The organism is Flavobacterium sp. UW10123, assembly GCF_040538975.1.
GTDB lineage: Bacteria > Bacteroidota > Bacteroidia > Flavobacteriales > Flavobacteriaceae > Flavobacterium.
On record NZ_JBEWQE010000005.1, the window covers coordinates 55,992 to 78,853 of the forward strand.

At 33.9% G+C, this 22,862-nt stretch carries 21 protein-coding genes; 13 read left to right on the forward strand and 8 right to left on the reverse strand.

The window, feature by feature from the left end:
* Positions 1-5 precede the first annotated feature (5 nt).
* The 3 genes from ABXT06_RS07400 to ABXT06_RS07410 are packed head-to-tail and all read right to left on the reverse strand — an operon-like array spanning position 6 to position 3,544.
* Entirely contained in the window at positions 6-1,007 is a 1,002-nt protein-coding gene (locus ABXT06_RS07400) for a nitrous oxide reductase accessory protein NosL (protein ID WP_354590161.1), read from the reverse strand.
* Positions 1,008-1,061: 54 nt separating this feature from the next.
* Positions 1,062-3,035 carry a Sec-dependent nitrous-oxide reductase gene (nosZ, locus tag ABXT06_RS07405; RefSeq protein WP_354590162.1) on the reverse strand — a complete coding sequence of 658 codons (1,974 nt, stop codon included), beginning with the start codon at positions 3,033-3,035 and terminating at the stop codon, positions 1,062-1,064.
* A gap of 32 nt (positions 3,036-3,067) precedes the next feature.
* Positions 3,068-3,544 (reverse strand): c-type cytochrome, encoded by a 477-nt coding sequence (locus ABXT06_RS07410; RefSeq protein ID WP_354590163.1) that lies wholly within the window; start codon positions 3,542-3,544, stop codon positions 3,068-3,070.
* Between the two features lie 127 nt (positions 3,545-3,671).
* Here ABXT06_RS07410 and ABXT06_RS07415 point away from each other — a divergent pair, with 127 nt between their 5' ends.
* From ABXT06_RS07415 to ABXT06_RS07460, 10 genes are all read left to right on the forward strand, one after another.
* On the forward strand, positions 3,672-4,040 hold the full coding sequence (locus ABXT06_RS07415; protein WP_354590164.1) for a hypothetical protein: 369 nt from the start codon (positions 3,672-3,674) through the stop codon (positions 4,038-4,040).
* 70 nt (positions 4,041-4,110) lie between these two features.
* Positions 4,111-4,956: a hypothetical protein gene (locus ABXT06_RS07420; RefSeq protein ID WP_354590165.1), complete on the forward strand. Its 846-nt coding sequence runs from the start codon at positions 4,111-4,113 to the stop codon at positions 4,954-4,956.
* Between the two features lie 60 nt (positions 4,957-5,016).
* The gene (locus ABXT06_RS07425; RefSeq protein WP_354590166.1) at positions 5,017-7,014 is read left to right on the forward strand and encodes a TonB-dependent receptor; all 1,998 of its coding nucleotides are present in this window, start codon (positions 5,017-5,019) and stop codon (positions 7,012-7,014) included.
* 191 nt (positions 7,015-7,205) lie between these two features.
* Positions 7,206-8,138, forward strand: a complete 933-nt coding sequence (nadA, locus tag ABXT06_RS07430; RefSeq protein ID WP_354590167.1) for a quinolinate synthase NadA — start codon at positions 7,206-7,208, stop codon at positions 8,136-8,138.
* Between the two features lie 28 nt (positions 8,139-8,166).
* The gene (nadB, locus tag ABXT06_RS07435; protein WP_354590168.1) at positions 8,167-9,678 is read left to right on the forward strand and encodes an L-aspartate oxidase; all 1,512 of its coding nucleotides are present in this window, start codon (positions 8,167-8,169) and stop codon (positions 9,676-9,678) included.
* Between the two features lie 30 nt (positions 9,679-9,708).
* Entirely contained in the window at positions 9,709-10,440 is a 732-nt protein-coding gene (gene ric / locus ABXT06_RS07440; protein ID WP_354590169.1) for an iron-sulfur cluster repair di-iron protein, read from the forward strand.
* 15 nt (positions 10,441-10,455) lie between these two features.
* Entirely contained in the window at positions 10,456-12,579 is a 2,124-nt protein-coding gene (locus tag ABXT06_RS07445; RefSeq protein WP_354590170.1) for a ribonucleoside triphosphate reductase, read from the forward strand.
* Complete coding sequence (gene nrdD / locus ABXT06_RS07450) at positions 12,560-12,727, forward strand: anaerobic ribonucleoside-triphosphate reductase (protein WP_198858071.1); 168 nt, start codon at positions 12,560-12,562, stop codon at positions 12,725-12,727. Before ABXT06_RS07445 ends, nrdD begins: the two co-directional genes overlap by 20 nt.
* The gene (locus ABXT06_RS07455) at positions 12,681-13,397 is read left to right on the forward strand and encodes an anaerobic ribonucleoside-triphosphate reductase activating protein (RefSeq protein WP_354590171.1); all 717 of its coding nucleotides are present in this window, start codon (positions 12,681-12,683) and stop codon (positions 13,395-13,397) included. The genes nrdD and ABXT06_RS07455 overlap by 47 nt, the downstream gene beginning before the upstream one ends.
* A 21-nt stretch (positions 13,398-13,418) precedes the next feature.
* A complete protein-coding gene (locus tag ABXT06_RS07460) occupies positions 13,419-13,865 on the forward strand; it encodes a CopD family protein (RefSeq protein ID WP_354590172.1) in 447 nt (148 codons plus the stop codon).
* Here ABXT06_RS07460 and aspT read toward each other — a convergent pair.
* The 3 genes from aspT to ABXT06_RS07475 form a co-directional block, all read right to left on the reverse strand.
* A complete protein-coding gene (aspT, locus tag ABXT06_RS07465; RefSeq protein ID WP_354590173.1) occupies positions 13,862-15,538 on the reverse strand; it encodes an aspartate-alanine antiporter in 1,677 nt (558 codons plus the stop codon). The two genes, ABXT06_RS07460 and aspT, sit on opposite strands and share 4 nt — an antisense overlap.
* A 142-nt stretch (positions 15,539-15,680) precedes the next feature.
* Complete coding sequence (locus ABXT06_RS07470) at positions 15,681-16,379, reverse strand: LytR/AlgR family response regulator transcription factor (RefSeq protein WP_354590174.1); 699 nt, start codon at positions 16,377-16,379, stop codon at positions 15,681-15,683.
* Entirely contained in the window at positions 16,376-17,398 is a 1,023-nt protein-coding gene (locus ABXT06_RS07475; protein ID WP_354590175.1) for a sensor histidine kinase, read from the reverse strand. Before ABXT06_RS07475 ends, ABXT06_RS07470 begins: the two co-directional genes overlap by 4 nt.
* 141 nt (positions 17,399-17,539) lie before the next feature.
* On the opposite strand from ABXT06_RS07475, the gene ABXT06_RS07480 reads away from it, so the two are divergent.
* From ABXT06_RS07480 to ABXT06_RS07490, 3 genes are all read left to right on the forward strand, one after another.
* On the forward strand, positions 17,540-19,915 hold the full coding sequence (locus ABXT06_RS07480; RefSeq protein ID WP_354590176.1) for a TonB-dependent receptor domain-containing protein: 2,376 nt from the start codon (positions 17,540-17,542) through the stop codon (positions 19,913-19,915).
* Positions 19,916-20,084: 169 nt separating this feature from the next.
* Complete coding sequence (locus tag ABXT06_RS07485; RefSeq protein ID WP_354590177.1) at positions 20,085-20,672, forward strand: TetR/AcrR family transcriptional regulator; 588 nt, start codon at positions 20,085-20,087, stop codon at positions 20,670-20,672.
* Positions 20,673-20,738: 66 nt separating this feature from the next.
* Positions 20,739-21,548: an SDR family NAD(P)-dependent oxidoreductase gene (locus tag ABXT06_RS07490; RefSeq protein WP_354590178.1), complete on the forward strand. Its 810-nt coding sequence runs from the start codon at positions 20,739-20,741 to the stop codon at positions 21,546-21,548.
* A 75-nt stretch (positions 21,549-21,623) separates the two neighbouring features.
* Here ABXT06_RS07490 and ABXT06_RS07495 read toward each other — a convergent pair whose 3' ends face one another.
* Complete coding sequence (locus tag ABXT06_RS07495; RefSeq protein ID WP_354590179.1) at positions 21,624-22,355, reverse strand: beta/alpha barrel domain-containing protein; 732 nt, start codon at positions 22,353-22,355, stop codon at positions 21,624-21,626.
* Positions 22,356-22,505: 150 nt separating this feature from the next.
* On the reverse strand, positions 22,506-22,859 hold the full coding sequence (locus ABXT06_RS07500) for a hypothetical protein (RefSeq protein ID WP_354590180.1): 354 nt from the start codon (positions 22,857-22,859) through the stop codon (positions 22,506-22,508).
* Positions 22,860-22,862: the final 3 nt, after the last annotated feature.

Consider the following 22,862-nt stretch of genomic DNA (forward strand, 5'->3'; position numbering starts at 1 on the left):
GCATTTTATTGATTCAAAATTGCGGTCCATTCTTTTTCTTCTCCTTTTGTTTGTGCTTCAAATGCTTTTGCCTCACTTTTATTGGTAAAGGCAGCAATGTTTCCATTCATTGGACTTTTGATTGCTCCTCCTGAAACGAAAAAAGCACTTTCAGCTGGAATCAGTTCATTATTTTTAGTGTAGTCGTGTACATAATATTTCTTGATTTTAGTATCATTGTGATCTTTACAATAATGCGCCATGCAGGCAATATCATCAAACTTGTATATCCTTCCTTTTTCAGTAATGATTTCAGCTCCATGTCTGCCATCGCTAATTCCCATCATACAGAAATCACAATTGTCTGCATTTAGCTTTATCGGAACAGGTTTATCATTGGAACATGAATAAAGAAAAGCAGGAACCAACAGTATGCCCAAGAGCCGACCAGATGGTTTAGTATATTTTTCTTTTATAATAGCAGCAAAAAGCAAAACTCCAACTGCAATCAGCATCCATCCACCAATATCAGGAATTGAATAGGCGCCAAAATTTAATAATTGTTTATATCCAAGCATTGGCGGTTGATATGCCATTCCGGGAACTCTAATAGCAGCATTCGGATCTAAATTATGCCCATATTCATAATTCCATCTGTAGAAATCGCAAGCAGATAATATTCCAAAAAGCACAAAAGAAAAGAAGAAAACAAAAAGACCTTTTCTATTTGATTTCCATGCGCAAACAATCGAAACAATACCTAAAGCTGCTAGGATAAAAGGCAAAACTTTAAATTCAATAAAATCTTCTGTATGCAATGTTTTCATTCCGATGTAATGATTCAATCCGTTTATAATATCCACATCTCCTGCAATCTTAGAGGCATGAAGTTTTAATACCAAACCTTCAGGATATTGGGGCGCCCTAAGTTCAATTTTCCAGATAGGAAAAAATACAGCTCCGATTAATAAAAGCCCTGATAAAAACAGCATGACTTTAGAAAAAGAGGATAGTTTTTTATTTCTCATAATAATTCAAAATAAAAGGGAACAAAGAATACTTTGCTCCCTTAAGGTTACTGGCTATTCTTTTGGTAAATTGGTACCTACACTGTAAGTAATCGGAACGTTGCTTCCTGCAGGCGAAACGCGCACATATCCTTGCATTTCCTGATGCAATGCACTACAAAAATCTGTACAATAGAATGGGTAGATTCCTTTTTTCTCAGGCACCCATTTTAATGTTAAGGTTTCTCCTGGCATAATTAGCAATTCTGCATTATTGGCTCCTTTGATAGCAAATCCGTGCGGAACATCCCAATCTTGTTCAAGATTTGTAACATGGAAATACACTTCATCTCCCACGCGAATTCCTTCAATATTATCTGGTGCAAAGTGAGAACGGATAGAAGTCATGTAAATATGAACTTTATTGCCTTCTCGAACTACTTTAGATTCTTTTTCACCTTTAGTTGCAAAAGGATGTTTGTTGGCCCCAATATCATAATATTTCAGCTGTCCGTTATTTCTAACTTTATCTGCTGGAATACCTTGTGCATAGTGAGGTTCTCCAATAGTTGGAAAATCCAGAAGCAATTTCATTTTATCGCCACTAATATCAAATAATTGAGCACTTTGGGCTAATTCTGGACCAGTTGGCAGGTAACGATCTTTGGTAATTTTGTTGTAAACCACCATATATTTCCCAAATGGCTTTTCTGTATTTCCACCAGGAACCATTAAGTGGCCAGGAGAATAATAAGTTGCTTTTCTATCTAAAACTTTTAGATCTTTGATATTCCATTTTACAACCTCAGAAGAAACAAACATTGTAGTATAAGCATTTCCTTTTCCATCAAATTCTGTATGAAGAGGTCCTAAACCTGGTTTTTGAACTTCTCCATGAAGAGCCGCTTCGTATTTCACAACTGGAATTCCGGCATAATTGCCATCAAATTGTTTTTTAGCAATAGCATCTTTCAATTTTGTAAAACTGAATACAGGAATTAAAGCTGCTAATTTTCCGCTCCCTACAATATATTCTCCTGTTGGATCAATATCACAGCCGTGAGGTGATTTCGGACAAGGAATCATATAACAGATATCCTTAAGTTCTGAAGCATCTAGAGTTAAAACCTCATTCATGATTATAGATTTTGCACTTTGAGTTTTTTCATCCCAAGTATTGTGGGCATATTTTGCAGGAACTCGTTTTCCTTTTCCAGCTTTAATATATTCCTCTGCTTTTTTCCAGTTTACCGCCATGATAAAATCCTTATCATTTTTAGAAGCATTAACCTCCAATAAGGTATTGGCTTGTTCGGTATTATAGCATGAGAAGAAAAACCATCCATGAGATTCTTTTTTACCGGGGTGGCTAAGGTCAAAATTCACACCTGGAGCTACAATTTGAAAAGCAAGATCCAATTCTCCTTCTTTTCCAACTTTCACAAAACTTAGATATCCTTTGAAATTTTTCTTGTAGGTATTAATTGGAACATCTCCATTATCATTATCTGCAGGAACACTAAAACGGCTTGCACCTACAACATATTCTGTATTTTGGGTAATAAATGGCGAAGAGTGATTTCCTCCGCAATTTGGAAGCTCGATAATTTCTGCTGTTTTAAACGTTTTCAAATCAATACGTGCAATACGTGGCGTATTATTGGCATTGGCAAAAATCCATCTTCCATCAACTTCTCCATTTGTTTGCGATAAGTCCAAGTGATGCTGATCATCCCAAGGCACATAACCATGCGAAGTATTCAACATAGGCTTTGTTTCTTCACTATAACCATAACCACTTTGCGGATCTTCAGAAAACACAGGCATTACCCTTAACAGTCTTCCACTCGGAAGTCCATAAACACTGACCTGACCGCTAAAACCGCCCGATACAAAGTTGTAAAATTCATCATATTTTCCGGGTGCCACATACACTTTCTGAGCGGCATCGCCTTCAACAGCATCTGTAGAATCTTTTGGTTTGCACGAAACAAACAAAGCACACCCTAACGTAACAACGAAAATCGATTTTAAAAATTTATTTTTCATAAGGCTATTATTTAGATTTTGATTCCTTTCAATTATTTAACTCCATCATTCTGGCGCATATATTCCAAAATAGATCTTGCTTCATCTTCTGTTAATCCTTGGTTCGGCATACGAATCATGCAAAGCTCAAGTTGTGCCTGTAATTCTGGGTCTTTGTCAATCATTGGGTCAGGATTAGTAATAAAATTCATGATCCATTGCGGTGTTCTTCTTTCTGTTACCCCTTTCCATCCCGGGCCAACTAATTTTTCATCTGTTGGTTTATGACAAGAGGTACATTTAACTTCAGCAGTTTTAAGTCCTTTTTCAGCCATTGCTTTATCTAAAGAAGCGCCTAATTCAACGGTTTCATACTTCCCAAGACCTCTTTTAGGATCGTAAGATTCTGCATCAGCTGTTTTCTCAGCTGGAGCTGGAGTAGAAAAATCCTGATCAGTATTTGACTTTTCTTTCCCACATGATGTGAGCAGGATAAAACCAAACATTGTTAATAAGAATAGTTTGTTCATTACTTTGTTTTTTACTTGTTAAACTTTTGATCAAAATTCTAAAACTTGTTTTTCGTAAAGTATGATTACAATCATATCCTTAAAAAAAAGTTCATAATACCTTCGTATTCTCAAAAATCAACAAGCAATGAAGTTTTGTGTTTACATATTTTTACTTGCAGTGGTATTTCGTCCAGCATTCCCATTTTTGGATTATGTGGTCAACTACCATTACATTGCAACTGAATTATGCGAAAACAAAAATGCTCCAGAATTGCATTGCAACGGAAAATGTCATTTGAAAAAAGAACTAGCAAAAAACTATAAAAATGACACGCCGGCTTCTAACGAAAAGAAAAGTGAAACAACAGAAACTGTAGTTCTGTTTATTATGAAAATTCCAATATTTCTATTTCAGGGAAATAGAGCTTCTACTTACATCATAAATACATTTTACAGCAACTTATATTCTCACTTGAAGACTATTAACATCTTCCGTCCTCCGATTTTCATCTGATTTTTTTCATTTTTTATCCTACCGAATTCATTCGGCAGATCTCTTATTATCATTATTAAATTAAAATCTCATGAAAATTTTAAAATACGTAGCCATTTTATTTCTAGCAATCACATCATTCTCTTGTTCTTCTGACGACGATTCTTCTTCAATTCCAATTGATGAAACAAGCGGACTTCATAAAATACAGGAAATTGCAAATGATACCCATATTATAGAATTATTCTCATCAACAGGTTCTTTGGTGCAGGGTTACAATCATATTTCACTTCGAATAAAAGACAAGAAAACCAACAATTATATTACCGATGCCAAAATCAGCTGGAAGCCGCTTATGCATATGGCTATGATGCAGCACTCTTGCCCTAAATCTGAAGTAGAAAAAAAGGACAAGAAAACAATATATGAAGGAGATATCATCTTTCAAATGGCACAAAACGAAACGGAATATTGGGAACTAACAATAACCTACGAAATCAACAATGTAAGTTACGCTGCAACCGACAAAATAAGTGTTCCTGCACCTTCAAAACGAACTGTAAGCTCATTCAAAGGAAGCGACGGAAACAATTATGTAATTGCCTATATCGCACCTTTATCACCAAAAGTAGCGGTCAACGACATGACAGTTGGAATTTACAAAATGAAAGATATGATGACTTTTGAAGCTGTAAATAATTTCAAAATCAAAATCGATCCAAGAATGCCGAGCATGGGTAATCATGGTTCTCCAAATAATACAGATTTGCTTCAATCTGAAACTAATGGTTTTTATAAAGGAAAACTTTCTCTTACCATGACAGGATATTGGAAAATAAACCTTCAAGTTTTAAATGCTGATAACGGAGTTTTAAAAGGAGAAGCTGTTACGGCAGACAATACATCAAGCAGTCTTTATTTTGAGATTGAATTTTAAATCTAAAAAACAACAAGAAAGAGGCATAACACAATTTGTCTCTTTCTATTAAAGTATAAAATGATGAAAAATCTAGCAGCAACCTTCTTGGCTGTATTTTCAACAATATGCTGGGCGCAGGAAAAACCAAATGATAGTCTTGAAACCGTAAAACTTAATGAAATAATTATCATTGGAAGTAAACCTTCCTTACACTTAAAACAATCAAAATCGCTGACATCTATAGAAGAATATCTCTCAAAATCATCAAAAGTAAATATGATTAAAAGAGGTGCCTATGCTTGGGAACCCGTTATAAACAACATGGCTATAGAGCGCACCGTGATTACTATTGACGGAATGCGCATATTTGGTGCGTGTACCGATAAAATGGATCCGATTACTTCTTATGTTGAGGTTTCAAATTTAGCTGAAGCCAGCGTAGCATCTGGACAACAAGCTAGTTGTCATGGAGCAGGAATTGGCGGATCTGTCGATTTAAAACGAAATCAGTTTAGTGATAAAAATGCGGGTTGGAACGGCAGTTTAAATTCAGGTTTTGAAAGTAATAATCTTCAAAAAATTATCGGTGCTTCTTTAGGCTATAATGATTCTCGATTTTATACCCATATCGATTTTATGCATCGTGATGCTGATAATTATAAAGCAGGTGGAAACAAAGAAGTGAGTTTTTCTCAATTTACCAAATACAATATTTCTGCTACTGCAGGTTATTTTATAAACAAACAGAATCTTTTGGAAGCTTCTGTAATTTATGACAAAGCAACTAATGTTGGTTACCCTGCTCTTCCTATGGACGTTTCTTTAGCCGAAGCTAAAATTGTATCGCTAAGTTATAAATACTTGCCAAAATCTAACTTTATAACAAATTGGGAAACAAAAGGATATTTCAATTCTATAACCCACAAAATGGACGATACCAAAAGACCAAGCGTACCGATACACATGGATATGCCGGGATGGTCTGATACGTATGGTTATTATTCGAGAACAAAAGGAAAAATTAAAAACCATAATTTTCTAGCTGACTTAAACGGTTTTTACAATAAGTCAATTGCCGAGATGACGATGTATCCATCAGATCCTAACGAAAATCTGATGTTTATGTACACGTGGCCAGATGTTAGAACTTTGTACAACGGATTGTCTTTAGAAGACAACATCAAAATTTCTGAAAAAGATCATTTGAGAATTAGTACTAATCTCGGATTCCAGAATAATACTGTAGCAAATGATTTCGGATTAGCTAGTCTCCGTATTTTTTATCCTGATATGGATGCTTCAAAAAACCGCTTCCTGAAAAGTTTTGCAGCAAATTATGCCCAAAATAGGAAGCAATTTGAGTTCGGATTTGGTTTGGCTTACGCCGAAAGAGCCCCGTCGGTTTCTGAAGGCTATGGTTTTTACTTGTATAACAGCAGTGATTTTTACGATTATATTGGAAACCCCAATCTAAAAAATGAAAATGCCATTGAAGGAAACTTTTCTGTTGGATATAAAACATCACAATTAACCGCAAAAATTACAGGCTCTTACTTCTACTTTTCAAATTATATAATAGGTAAAACTGATCCAAATACACTTCCGATGACTATTGGCGCTTCTGGAGTAAAAAGATATGAGGCTATAGACAATGCCAAAATTTTCAATACTGATTTTAATCTGACTTATGATTTTCTTGAAAATTGGCAATTCAAATCGCAATTGACTTATAGTTTAGGAAAAGATAATGAAGGAAATAATCTTCCTTTTATAAGTCCGATTAAATACAGCGCCGGAATCGACTTTAAGAAAGAAAATTTTAACGCCGGAATTAGCGCTTTAGGAAATTTGGCTCAAAATGAATTTGCAAAAGTGTACGGACAAACTAAAACTACAGATTATCTCATTTTTGGACTTAATGCAGGCTATACTTTCAATTGGAACCAAAACAAATTAAAAGTACAAACTGGTGTAGAAAACATTTTTGACAAATATTACACCACTTATGCCGACTGGAATAAAATTCCGCGAATGGGACGAAATGTCTTTGTAAATCTCAGTTTTTCTTTCAATTAAGATTCAAATCTCAAGGTTAACATATACAAACAAATATAAAACAGTATGATTAGAATCATGTTTTGAAAAAAATGATGATAATATATTTACCCTATTAAAATTATGTACTAAAATATATTTTAATACACGCTTAAAAAAATAAATACCATCAGCTTTTTAGATTAGCGAAGCCTAAAATTCAAAGAATTAATATGAACAAGAACTTTTTAGTAGAGGAAATAATCCGATTGAAAAAGGAAAAAAATGCCGTTATCCTGGCTCATTATTATCAAGATGAGGAGATTCAGGAAATTGCAGATTTTATTGGCGATAGTCTTGAATTGGCTAAAAAAGCTCAAAATACCAATGCTGATATTATTGTTTTTGCGGGAGTTCATTTTATGGCAGAAACAGCAAAAATTTTAAACCCAAACAAAAAAGTAGTATTACCCGATTGGAACGCTGGCTGTTCGCTTGCTGATGGCTGTCCGCCAGAAGATTTTAGATCATTCAAAGAACAGCATCCAGATCATATTGTAGTCACTTACATCAATTGTTCTGCCCAAATAAAAGCTATGAGCGATTTAGTCTGCACATCGGCAAATGCCAAAAAGATAATTGAATCTATTCCAGCAGAACAAAAAATCATATTTGCTCCAGATGAAAATTTGGGCAAATACCTACAGAAAGAAACCAAACGTGAACTGGTCTTATGGAAAGGCTCTTGTGTTGTGCACGAAGCCTTTTCATTAGACAAACTAATTGAAATATATAACAAAAATCCGACTGCAAAAATTGCAGCACACCCTGAATCTGAAGACCATATTTTAAAAGCAGCACATTACATTGGCTCGACTTCGGGAATTATTAATTTCATTAAAACGGATCCTGCTGCCGTTTTCATTGTGGCCACAGAAGCCGGTATCCTGCATGAGCTTACGAAAGCTGTACCTGATAAAACGCTGATTCCGGCTCCTACCACAGAAGACAACACCTGTGCCTGCAGCGAATGTGCTTTTATGAAAATGAATACACTCGAAAAACTGTATTTGTGCCTTAAAAATGAAAGACCAGAAATGCTAATTAAAGATGAACTGAGAATACAAGCATTAAAACCTATTGAAAAGATGCTTGAACTATCATAAAAATGCAATAACCTTAAATCAAAATAACATGCTTAAAACAGATATACTTATCATCGGTTCTGGTATTTCGGGATTATTTTTTGCCATGAAAACAGCAAAAAAACGCCCAGATTTATCTATTGTTATAATGACGAAGGAAAGTGCCAAAAACACCAATACACAACTAGCTCAAGGCGGTATTGCAGTGGTAACCGACCTTATAAAAGACAGCTTTAATAAACATATTCATGATACGCTACGTTCTGGAGGCGGCTTATGTGACAAAGAAGTGGTTAATATGGTTATTAAACAAGCGCCAGAAAGACTACAGGAATTAATTGAAATAGGAGCTTCTTTTGATAAAAATGAAAAAGGCCAATGGGATTTAGGTTTAGAAGGCGGACATTCGCAACATAGAATATTACATCATAAAGATAGCTCTGGACAAGAAATCGAGCAAAAACTGCTCAATATCATCAAGAAAATGCCCAATATCGAACTCCTAGAGAATCATATGGTCATTGACTTAAATACCGAAACAAAAAAAGCCAAAACTACTTGTACCGGAGCTTTCTTCTTCGAAAAAAAACACAACCGAATTAAATACATCCGAGCAAGAACAATTGTTATGTGCACTGGCGGATGCGGTCAGCTTTTTGAAAACACCACAAATCCTAAAATAGCAACAGGAGACGGACTGGCAATTGCAGCTCGAGCAGGCGCCGAAATTGTCGACATGGAGTATATTCAGTTTCATCCAACAGCATTATTTACAGGAAAAGAAAATCCGTTGTTTTTAATTTCAGAAGCTGTTAGAGGCTTTGGCGCTCATATAGTAAATGATGAAGGAAAAAGATTTTTGTTTAAATATGATATTAGAGGCGAGTTGTCTACGCGTGATATGGTTTCAAATGCCATCAGCAAAGAGCTTCAATTAAGCGGAAAAAACCATGTTTATTTAGATTGCCGACATTTAGATCCAAAAGCATTTTCAAATCAATTTCCTGTCATTACAGCACATTGCAATCAATTAGGAATTAACCCAACAAAAGATTTAATTCCTGTTGTGCCTGCTGCGCATTATCAATGTGGTGGCATTAAAGTAGATCAAAATGGAGTCACAACAATAAAAAACCTTTACGCTATAGGCGAATGTGCAAGAACGGGACTTCATGGTAAAAATCGTCTGGCATCAAACTCTCTTCTTGAAGGTTTGGTCTTTGCACATCAAGCTTCAGAAAATGTAGACAGAACTATTGCCGAATTTATTTTTTCATCCCAAATACTAATTCCGAAGTTTCCGAAAGCGCATAATGTCGATGATTACCTCGCTTTTGAGATACTCAAAAAAGAACTGCAAAAATTGGTTACTTCATTTTATACAAGTGAAGAACGCGATGCCGAGTTAGCTTTTGAAAAAATAAAAGAGCTACATAATTATGCCGTTTCGCTTACAGAAGCACACGAAATTACGATTCCATTTATTGAATTTTCAAATATGATTGCGGCTTCTCTACTCATTGTTAAGCAATGCAAAGCGGCAAAACAACAAATGTGCTGAAACCAAAATTAATCTATACCCCCAACCATTATGAAACTAACAAGCAAAACCACTATTGGTGAAATCGTCACAGATGATTTCAGAACAGCAGCCATTTTTACAAAATTTCATATTGATTTTTGCTGCAAAGGTTATCGAACTATCGAAGAAGTCTGCAAAAAAAGAGATATTGAAGAAAGCGTTCTTATTGAACATATTGAAAAAGCAAGAAACAGTTCTGCCAATCAGTCTTTTGATTACAAAAGCTGGACAGCAGATATGATTGCAGATTATATAACCAAAACTCATCATAGATATGTTGCAGAAAAATCTCCTGTCATTCTAGAATATTTAAATAAATTATGCGGTGCTCACGGTGCGATTCATCCGGAGCTTCATGAAATTCATACTATTTTTTCAAAAACGTATTTGGATCTCACAGCTCATATGAAAAGAGAAGAGTTGGTTGTTTTTCCTTTTATAAAAAAAATGAAAGCCGCACACAGCAAAGGTACAGAGCTGGAAACACCGCCTTTTTTATCTATTGAAGCGCCAATTATTACTTTAAAAGATGATCATATTACAGAAGGACAGCGCTTTAAAAGAATTGCGGCTTTAACCAATAATTATACACCGCCTGTTGATTCATGCAACACTTATAAAGTGGCTTTTCTCATGCTAGAAGAATTTGACAAAGATTTAAAAAAACATATCCATCTGGAAAATAACATTCTTTTTCCAAAAGCAATTGAACTTGAAAAAGCATTTGAAAAAGTGTCATAAATAATAAATGAAACCATGGAAAAATATGTAATCAAACGCAATGGAGATTATAAGCCATTTGAAGCTTATAAAATTCAGGATGCCATTCAAAAAGCCTTTCAGAGCGTCAATAAACCAGTAGACAAAAGAATTTTAAAAACTGTTCTTACTGGTCTTGAAGCAAAATATTCATGGCCTGTAGAAGAAATTCAGGACATGATTGAAAGAGTACTTTTTGAAAACGGCTATTTCCAAACCATGCGTTCGTTTATAATTTATCGCCATACGAGAAAATTACAGCGAGAACATATTAATGGTTTAAACGACGACACAACATACATAGACAGTACGCAAACTGTTGAAGAATACATTAACCAGTCAGATTGGCGAATTAATGCTAATGCAAACATTTCATATTCCAACGCCGGATTGGTTAGCAATACCGCAGGAAAAGTAATTGCCAATTATTGGCTGGATAAAATATATAATAAAGAAGAAGGTTCTGCTCACAGGAATGGCGACATACACATTCATGATTTGGATTGTCTTACCGGATACTGCGCTGGTTGGAGCTTACGTGTGCTGTTAAATGAAGGTTTTAACGGCGTGCGTGGCCGTGTCGAGAGCAGACCTCCTTCTCATTTTAGAGAAGCATTGGGCCAAATGGCTAATTTCTTAGGAATTTTGCAAAGCGAATGGGCAGGTGCTCAAGCTTTTAGTTCTTTTGATACTTATTTAGCACCTTATGTTTTTAAAGATCAGCTTTCTTATGAAGAAGTTTTAAAAGGAATTAGAAGTTTTGTTTACAATCTGAATGTACCTGCACGCTGGGGACAATCGCCTTTTACGAATATCACTTTGGATTGGAATGTACCAGAAGATTTAAAAGAACAGATTCCGACCCGAAATGACGAACATTTGTTTTTGAAGATTACTAATGAAAATCTAATTGAAGAAGCTAAAAAAAGAGGCATTTCAAAATTGATAGATTTAAAATATGCTGATTTTCAAAAAGAAATGAATCTCATCAATAAGGCGTATTATACCATTATGACCGAAGGCGATGCAAACGGACAGCCGTTTACATTCCCTATTCCGACAGTAAATATTACCGAAGATTTTGATTGGAACGGAGAAAATGTCGATTTGCTTTTTGAAAATACAGCTAAAATTGGCTCGTCTTACTTCCAGAATTTTATTGGAAGCCAATACATTTTGGATGAAAACGGAAACCGCATAGAAAATCCAGATGCGTACAAGCCAAATGCCGTACGCAGTATGTGCTGCCGATTACAGCTCGATTTAAGAGAATTGCTAAAACGCGGAAATGGTCTTTTTGGAAGCGCCGAAATGACGGGAAGCATTGGCGTAGTAACTATTAATATGGCGCGTCTTGGGTATCTTCATAAAGGAAACATCATTACCTTATTTGAACATCTCGATGAATTGCTCCAAATAGCAAAATCAACTTTAGAAAAGAAAAGAGTTTTTATTCAACAAATGTACGACCGCGGACTTTATCCGTACACCCAACGTTATTTGAAACATTTTAGAAATCATTTTTCTACCATTGGCGTAAACGGAATGAACGAAATGGTTATGAATTTTTCTGAAGGAAAACAAAATATAACCGACCCTTCGGGAATACATTTTGCAACAGAAATTTTAGATCATATTCGATTGCGAATGAAAGAGTTTCAGGAAGAAACGGGAAATCTTTATAATCTAGAGGCAACTCCTGCAGAGGGAACAACCTATCGTTTTGCAAAAGAAGATAAAAAACGTTTTCCAGAGATTCTGCAAGCGGGACAAAATGAAAACATTTACTATACTAATAGTTCACAAATTCCAGTCGATCACACCGACGATCCTTTTGAAGCTTTGCTTTTGCAGGATGATTTGCAATGCAAATATACTGGCGGTACAGTTTTGCATCTTTATATGAGAGAAAAAATAAGCAGTCCAGAAGCCTGTAAAAACTTCGTAAAAAAGGTTTTGACCAACTTTAAACTGCCATATATAACCGTAACACCAATTTTCAGCATCTGCCCTATTCATGGCTATCTAAACGGAGAACATGAGTACTGCCCAAAATGTGACGAAATTTTACTCAATAAAAACAATCAAAAACACTTGGCTTATGAAAACGAAAACGCGTAAAATTCTAGAAGAGAACAAATCCCAAAGAAGCAAATGTTTGGTTTACACACGTGTAATGGGATATCACAGACCTGTAGAAAGTTTTAATATTGGAAAAAAAGGTGAACACCAACAGCGTACACATTTCGAAGAAACCATTATCTATTAAAGGAATATTTAGCCTCACGCCTTTTACTTTATTAGATTATCCGCATAAAACGGCCTGCATTGTGTGGTTTGCGGGCTGTAACATGCGGTGTTTATACTGCTACAATCCAGACATTGTTTTAGGAAAAGGAAAGATTGATTTTAATGAAGTTCTTACTTTCTTAAAAACAAGAAAAGGATTATTAGACGGAGTGGTTTTAAGCGGTGGCGAATGTACTCTACACAAAAAAATAATTGATTTTATAAAAGAAATCAAAGCAATGGGATTTGCGGTAAAAATAGACACCAACGGTTCCAACCCAAAAATATTGAATAGCCTGATTCATGATCAATTAATTGATTATGTCGCGTTAGATTTCAAAAGTCTTCCTCATACCTTTAAACACCTAACGCAATCAGGCTTATTTTCTGAATTTGAAGAAAGCTTACAGCTTTTGATTCAGTCGAATATTCCATTTGAAGTCCGAACGACTTTTCATTCTTCCTTAATTAAAGAATCTGATTTTGTGAAGATGATTGAATACTTGGAAAATCAAAATTTTGAAGGCAATTATTATATTCAGCATTTTATGAATAATGTGCCAACACTTTCAAAACTAGATCATTCAAAAAAAGAAATCGGACTTAAAAACTTTTCTACTCCAAAAATAAAAGTCATTTTTAGAGAATAGTAAATTTAAAATCAATGCGATATGACTTTACATCACTTAATATTAATAATTCATCTTCTGGCAGCCACAATCTGGGTTGGCGGTCATTTATTGCTGGCTATTTGTTATCTGCCAACAGCATTGAAGAAAAAAGATCCGCAGATTATTTTAAACTTTGAAAAGAAATATGAAAAACTCGGCATGTCTTCTCTCGCTTTACTTATTATAACTGGAATTTGGATGGCGTATGATTTTGGCGTAACAGCCGAAACCTGGTTTCATTTTTCAAGCGGATTTGAAAAAGTAATTTCGATAAAACTAATTTTACTTTTCTGCACTTTCTTTTGTGCCGTTTGCGCTCAATTTTTTATTATTCCAAACCTTAAACCGAATAATATTAATAGAATGGCTACGGTTATTCTAACTGTTACTTTAATTGGAATTGCAATGCTAGTTTTGGGGTCAACGCTTCGTCATGGCGGAATTTAAGACATCATCCCCACAAGAATTGGCCCGAAAGCGGTCAGCAATATATTAGCCAATGCATAAGGAATAGTATAACCTAAAACAGGAAATTTACTTCCCGATGCATCTTGAACTGCTTTTAATCCAATTGTTGAGGTTCCTGAACCAGTTTGCGCTCCAAGTAAGATTATGGGGTTCATTTTTAAAATATACCTGCCAAAATACAATCCAATAATATGAGGAATTAAGGCAACAGCTACGCCAGCAAACAAAATACCAAAACCGGTTTCTTTTAAACCTGAGATAAAACTCGGACCAGCAGCAAGACCAACAAGTCCAATAAACGCGGCAAGACCAACGTTGTCAAATATCCACAAGGCAGGCTCTGGAATTCTGCCAAAAACTGGAGTTCTTGAATGCAGCCAGCCAAAAATAAGTCCCATTACCAATGCGCCGCCACTTGTTGTTAAAGTTACAGAAACTCCAAATAATGTGACAGAAAGCAAACCTATAAGTCCGCCAAGAACAATACCCAAACCAACAAAAATAATATCTGTTTCTGGACTTAAACGATCCAGATAACCTATTTCTTTTGCTGCTTCTTCTAATTTTGCAGGTCTTCCAGAAAGATTCAAAATATCGCCTCTATTTAAAACTGTTCTCGATTCAAGCGGTATCTCGTGATTTTCTCTTGTTATTTTGTTTAGCATCAGTCCATGATAAAACTCTTTTTTTCGAAGAAGCTTTACAGTTAATCCGTCGATAGCCTTATTGGTAATTGTAACATCTAAATGTGCTAGTGGGAAATTCAGCAATTCCTCATCCAAAACTTCTGGTCCAATAGAAAAGAGGCTTTCTAAAATGATTCCGTGCAGTGCCATAATAACCAACACATCATCCTTATGAATTATAGTATCAGGTTTCGGATCTATTAATTGATCTTTATGGCGTATTCGCTGAATGACAATATTCTTGTTAGAAATTGATTTTTCAAAATCGCTTATAGTAATTCCGATCCATTTCTCATTGGTTATTCTATATGCACGAATAATCCATCTTTGATAGGCGCTTTTCATTCCTGGACCATATTCAGTTTCTCCCGTAATGGTTTCAGCCAGTTTATTGCTTTCTTCAACTAAATTAATGCCCAGCAATTTTGGAGCAATCGCAGTGAGAAAAAAAACAAAAGAGGTTGCCCCTACCAGATACGTTACAGAATAGGCTACCGGAATATTATTGATTAATCTAGTTTTTTCAGCATCAGCAAGATTTAAATGGCTAATAGCATCTGAAGCAGTACCTATAACGGTTGATTCAGAAAAAGCTCCTGCCAATAATCCTGCTGCCGTTCCTACATCATAACCTAAAAAAGTAGAAACAGAATATGCAACTAATAAGCACGCTAGACAAATTACCAAAGTGAGCAATAATTGCGGAAATGCATTTTTTTTAAAACCTTGAAAAAATTGAGGTCCTACTTTATATCCTGTTGAAAACAGGAAAAGATCAAAGAAAACAGTTTTTACAATACCCGGAATTTCAATATCCAACTGTCCAATTAGAACTCCAGCGAATAAAGTGCCTAATACTACACCTATTTTAAATGTACCAATCTTAATGCGTCCGATTAAGAATCCAAGAGCCAAGCATAAAAAAAGTGCCAATTCTGGATGTTCGCGAAGTATAGCTGTAACCATATTACATTTTTTTCAGATAAATTTAATCAAAAAAAGAATACACTACACTTAAAACACTTATAAACAATCATTTATAATCAAGTTGTAACAAATTTGTTTTTCAACTTTAATTAACTTGGTATCTTTTTTCACTTAGATATTTTTAAACCAACCACTCACTAACCAATTTCCTATACGTTTCCCCAATTGGCAAAGCATTTCCACTTTTCATTACAATCTGATTTCCGTCAATAACCTTAATTTTATCTTTTGGAATAATATACGAACGATGAATCCTAATAAATTGATTGGACGGAAGTTTCTCCAAAATATCTTTCATATTTTCTAAAGCCATAATTTTTTCGTCATTCGTATGAATGCGGATATAATCTCGTAATCCTTCAATATAGAGAATATCGTTTAAAGCAATTTTATAATGTTTTCGGTCAGCTTTTACAAATAAATAATCATCTCCTGCTTTTTCCGAAACCTGAAAAGTTTCCTGCCAGCGAATGAACTTTTCTACACTTTGATAAAAACGGTTAAATGTAATAGGCTTTAATAAATAATCAATTACATTAAACTGAAAAGCTTCAAGAGCATATTGTGGATAAGCCGACGTAATAATAAAATTATACTTCTGATTAAACATCTGCATCAATTCAATTCCCGTTAATTGCGGCATTTGAATATCGATAAAAATCAAATCAACCAATTCTGTATTTAGAACTTCAATCGCCTTAAAAACATCACTATCAGCATACAAAACATTCAATCTCGAAATTTTAGAAGCATAATCGGCAATTAGTTTTACAGCAAAAGGTTCGTCGTCTAGAATAATGCAGTTTATTTTTTTATTCATTTTAAATCTATTTCAAGTTCGGCTGTAAAATGGTTTTCCTCGTTTGTAATTTTAAGCTGGTGTTTTTCGGGATAATGAATCTCTAAACGCTTTTGCAAATTGTCTAATCCAATTCCGCCCAAACTATCTTTTTTTTGCGTTCCGATTGCATTTTTCACTTTAAAAACTAGTTTTCCTGATAAAACTTTCAAGTAAATTTCGATCGGTTCGCTATTAGAAACAGCTCCGTGCTTTAATGCATTTTCTACTAAAGGTGATAAAATACACGGCGGAATTTCTTCAAACTCATTTTCCAGTTCCAGCTTCAAATCAACAAAAAGGCTTTCCTGATGCCTCAATTCTTCGAGTTCAATATACGCTTTTATATACGCAACTTCGTCTGAAAGTTTAATCTTTTCTTTCTGCGATTCGTAAGTCGTAAAACGCATAATCTGGCTTAATTTATCAATTGCTGTCAATGATTTATCTGACTGAAAATAAACCATAGAGTAAATGTTATTTAAAGTATTAAATACAAAGTGCGGATTAATCTGTGCTTTCAAAAATTTGATTTCGGTATTCTTATTTTCTTCTAGAATAAGCTTGTTGTATTCCAAAAGACGAATCGAATAAATAACAAACCAAAGAAACGAACTCAAAATAATAGACATACTACTGTAATGCAGATTATCGAGCATATAATTCAGAAAATTAACGCTGGTATAATTTACTCGATCAAATAAAAGTTTGGTTATGATTTGCTCAAAAAAGAATCTCAAAAAAGTAAAAACGAGATACGAAACAAAAACTCCTGCGAAAAGTCTTTTCCAATTAAAAGCTTTGAAAACCTTTTTCATTACGATCAAATAATGAAAATAAAACGTAATAATAAAAACGATAAAATAAGTGCAAAGAAACAAATCGGGTATAGAAAATTGTGCTCCAATTGGGTTTTTCACGAAAGTGAAATAAAAAATTAGAATCCAATAAATAAAATGAATTAGGCATTCAAGCTTTCTGGTAATAGTTCCTTTATACATTCGGTATATTTTTAAAACAAAGATATACATTCAGTAAAAAGCATTTTATCGGGTTTGCAGATTAATCGAAGGGGTTTGTCGATAAAAGTGGTTTCTGGGTTTTAATTCTAACAGTTTTGTCCTGTAATTAAATTCAAAACCATGAACAGAATCATTTTAGTATCAGTCTTATTCCTATTTCAAATTAACGTATTTGCCCAACAGTATTCTATAAAAGGAAAAATCATCAATCAGAATAAAACACCTCTAGAATTTGCAACAGCAACTTTATTAAAAACCGATAAAACTTTATACCAGCAAGCTTCAACAGACAGTTTGGGGAATTTTACATTGAAAGCCGAAAAAGGAAATTACCAGCTAATAATAGAACAATTTGGAACTGAATTCAGCAATAAAACAATTAATATTGATCAGAATCTTGATTTAGGAGCATTAGAAATAAAAGAACAGATTCAGCTTGATGGCGTAACCGTGAAAACAAGAAAAAAATTAGTAGAACAAAAAGTAGATCGACTGGTTTTTAATGTTGAAAATTCGGTTACTGCGACTGGCGGTACAGCTTTGGATGCTCTAAAATCTACACCAACAGTAAGAGTTCAGAACGAAACGATTTCTATTGTTGGAAAAGGAGAAGTTTTAGTTATGATTGATGATCGTTTGAATAAAATGACTCAGGAAGATCTGGTTGCATTTCTTAGATCAATTCCGGCTGATAATATCAAAAGCATTGAAGTAATTACAACACCTCCAGCAAAATATGAAGCGGAAGGAAACAGCGGTTTAATCAATATTAGGCTAAAAACAGCCAAAGCGAATTCTTGGACTGCAAATTTTGGAAGCACTTATGTGCAAAGAAGTTATGCCAGCGGAAACATAAACGGATTATTTATCTACAATTACAACAAATTGTCCCTTCAAGCTTCTATTAATAAAGGAACAGATCAATTTCGTACCACTTCAGATAACCGAATTTATTATCCAAATGAACTTTGGAAACAAGACATTACAACCAAATCAAAAACCAATTTATTAAGCATTGGTTTTGGCGCTGATTATAAATTAACGGAAAAATGGACTTCTGGAATAAAATATTTAGGAAGTTTTAATAATAGAAATTCAGCAAATAATCCGATGACGACTCGTTACAATACTTCTGGAGAAATCAACGCTTATATTCTTTCTGATGTGAATGCTCAAAACAAACCTCAGATGAATTCTTTAAACTGGAATAATGTTTTTACGTTAACTAATGAAGGTAAAAACATTACAGTAGATTTGGATTATTTTAATTACCAAAAAGACGATTCAAGAGCATTTTCAGGAAACGAAATGAACAATCAAAAAGGAACTTATTTCGCTGCAATCAATTCTAACTTAAACCGATTAAAAAATTATTCGGCAAAAATCGATGTTTCACTTCCGTCTTCTTGGGCAAATATTAGTTTTGGCGGAAAAGGATTTTATACCAATACCAAAAATAATCTGACGGTTTTTGATAACGAAACTGGAACTCCAATCTTAAATACCGATTTTTCTAACATATTCACTTACAAAGAATACAATGAAGCTATCTATTTTTCTGCAAATAAAAAATTAAACGAAAAATGGGAAACGCAAATCGGTTTAAGAGCCGAAGCTACACAAACAGAAGGCTATTCTGAAAACCTGAATCAAACCAATAAAAATAATTACATCAAATTATTTCCAACGGCTTATCTGACTTACAATGCAAACGAAAATAATACGTTCTCACTAAACTATAGCCGAAGAATCCGAAGACCTGATTTTGATTATTTAAATCCGTTTGTGATTAGAACAAGTCCGTTTTATTATTCTGAAGGAAATCCGTTTTTGAAACCTTCTATTATCGATAATTTTGAGTTTTCTTATATCAGAAATCAAAAATGGGTAAATACGGTTTATTTTTCTCAAGTTTCAAATTTCGGACAAGAATTAGCGATTATAGATCCTGAAACAAATATTACTAAAAGCACGCCAATAAATTACGCAGACACATACCAAATCGGACTTTCAACGTATTACAATTTCAATAAATATTCTTGGTGGAACAGTTTTATGGGATTCAATTTAAACTACCAAAATGTAAAATCGAAAACCAGTTTAATTGCGTCTGTAGATGGTTACAACGGTTATCTCTATAGTAATAACGATTTTACAGTAAATCAGTCTAATTCTCTTTTTCTAGGTTTAAATTACGGTTTGCAATTGCCAGGACGCTACCAAGTTTTTAATATTTCAACTTTGAATATTTTAGATGTTTCTGTGAAATTTCTAGCCTTAAAAAAGAATCTTTCAATCACTTTGACAGGAGAAGATTTATTGAATGCGCAAAAACCTCTAATTTCTTACTATTCAAACGGAATTAAAAATACAATGAAAAACTATGGAGATTCTAGAGCTTTCAGAATTGCTTTAAGTTACAAATTCGGAAACCAAAATGTAAAATCTAAGGAAAGAAACTTTGGAAATGAAGAGGAAAGGAATCGAGCGAAATAGTTTTTTACAATAAACTCAATTTAAACAGAACAGCTTTAAACATTACCATTTCCAAATGTTTGAAGCTGTTTTATCTCTTTAAAAAACAATCAAATACATAAAAAAATCAATATCTACTTGTTTTTATGACCAATCGGTCATATATTTGCATCGTTAAATACAATCTATCATGACAAAAGGTGAAGAAACTAGACAATTTATTATAGAAAAAGCTGCTCCTATTTTTAATACAAAAGGAATTGCAGCCACTTCTATGAGCGATATTATGGAGGCAACTAAATTGTCTAAAGGAAGTATGTATGTGCATTTTGAAAACAAAGATGTTTTGGCCTGTGCTGCTGTAGATCATAACATGAAAATATTAAGTTCTAAACTTGAAAATGCACTTAGAGAAGGTAAAAGTGCCAAAGATCAGCTTTTTGCTTATATCGAGTTTTTTAGCAATCCGCTAAATCCACCGGTAATTGGCGGATGTCCTTTGCTAAACTTTGGAACCGAAGCTGACGATACAAATCCGATTGTAAAAGAGAAAGTACACAATGCCATCAAACGAGGACAGATTCTTTTAACTTCGATAATAGAAAAAGGAATAGCAGATAAAGAATTTCATCCTGATTGGAATGCATCAGAATTTGCCGTTGCACTTTTTGCTATGCTTGAAGGAGGGCATTTAATGTCTCGAGTATCTGGAAATAACGATAATATGAAAACAATAGAGAAAACGCTTAAAAAAATTATATCTGAAAAATTGATATAATTTTTTTTGCCATAAAAATGACCGATTGGTCGTTTTTAAAATCAATTAATTATAAAAATAAACACCATGTCAAAAACAATTTTAATTACAGGAGCTTCAAAAGGATTTGGAAGAGCTTGGACAGAAGCCTTTTTAGCAAAAGGTTACAATGTAGCTGCAACAGCTAGAAACTTAGATACTTTAAACGATCTAAAAGAAAAATATGGAAATTCAATTTTGCCATTAAAACTTGATGTCAATAATCGTGAAGAATCATTACGAGTGGTTCAGAAAGCAAAACAGCATTTTGGAACAATTGATGTTTTAATCAACAATGCAGGTTATGCGCTTACAGGAGCTGTAGAAGAGGCAAGCGAACAAGAAGCGAGAGAACAGTTTGAAACGAATTTCTTTGGAACTTTATGGTTAACACAAGCTGTTATTCCAATAATGAGAGAACAAAAAAGCGGTCATATTATTCAGGTTTCTTCTATTTTAGGATTGGCAACTTTACCAACAGGAATGGGACTTTACAGTGCTTCTAAATTTGCTGTTGAAGGTTTAAGCGAAACATTGGCATCTGAAGTAAAACAATTCGGAATCAATGTGACTTTATTGGAACCAAACGGATACGAATCTAACATCTGGCATACCGGAATTACAAGTGAAAGTCTACCCTATTATGACGAAATCAAAAAAGCCTTGGCTGAAAGAGAAAACATCTTTGGCAAAGTTGAAGCCACTGCTCCAATAGTGGTAAAATTAGTAGAAAACGAAAATCCTCCTTTACGATTGTTATTAGGAAAAGTAGCATACCCTTTTGTAAAACAAAGCTATGACCAAAGATTAGAAAGCTGGGAAAAATGGAACGATGTTTCTGTTGAAGCGCATGGTTAATTAATTTTCAAGCTTAAAATAAGAAAGGCAATCTGATATGATTGCCTTTCTTATTTTATTTATTAAATCGTTAAATCAGAAATTGCCAAAAGTATTTCTGTATTTTTCCATAACTGTTTTGAACAAATCTTTATTTGACGGTGGCGAAAGTACAATTGCTTTAGAACCCGACTGAATAGATTCTTCGATATTACCTAGACTTTTTCCACCTGTGGCCATTACTGGAAAATTAGGAAATTTGCTAGAAATGTCATTTACAATTTTATTGGTTTGTGCTCCTCCAGAAACATGAAAAATATCTACGCCTGCTTTGATTTTTCCGTTTAAAAAATCATAATCTGATGATGTTACTGTAGCTATAATCGGTATGCTAATTTTTTCTCTAATTTTTTTAACGTCTTTGTTTTCAAACGGAATATTTACAATGATTCCTGCAGCGCCCATTTGTTCGGCATAAATAGCCATTTCTACCGATTTTTTACCTTTGGTTGTTCCGCCTCCAACGCCACAGACGATAGGTTTCCCAGCAAAATCAATCAACGTTTTAATGATTTTGGGAGATGGCAGAAAAGGGTAAACCGCCAGAATTGCATCGGCATCATTATTTTCGATAAGTGCCATATCTGTAGAAAAAAGAAATGATTTTATGATTTCGTTTTTCAGCAACAAACCTTGGCAATTTTTGCTAATAATCTCTGGCGTCTTGAGTGCTTTGATAGTCGTTTTATTCCTTCTGAATAATCGATCCCAAAGTGAAGTTTTCTTTTTATTTTCCCAGAATGAGCCTGAAATTGAACTAATCTGCATGGTCTTAATTTTTACATTTCGACCAAATTTAATACAGCAAAATCTAAATTTTCTTAAAATAAAAAGTGAAAATTCAGATTTTGTAATGAGTTAGGAAAAATTTGTAGTGAAATATAAGACAGCAGTTTGAGCTTTTATTTTTTAAGAAAATTAGATATCAAGTTGCCAAGTTATTCCATTATCTTCATGAAAAAATGGACAAAGAATTTTTACCTTTTCTTCTTTTTCATTTATCAAATACCAATCAGTACTATTAATCAAGTCTAAAAATTTGTTTTCTTCTTCAAGTATCTCATCACCATCATCACCTGTCTCACCATTTTCTAAATAAATACTTAATCGAATTGAATTCTTAATTAAATTAGAAAGATGTATAATTTCTTCTGAAAATTTCTTTAAAAAATCAGCACTAAATGCAATATCGCCTGAACTTCTCATATCCCAATTCGTTTCAATTAATGAACCGATATGTATTTCTTTCCAGTATAATTCAAAGTTTTTCATTCT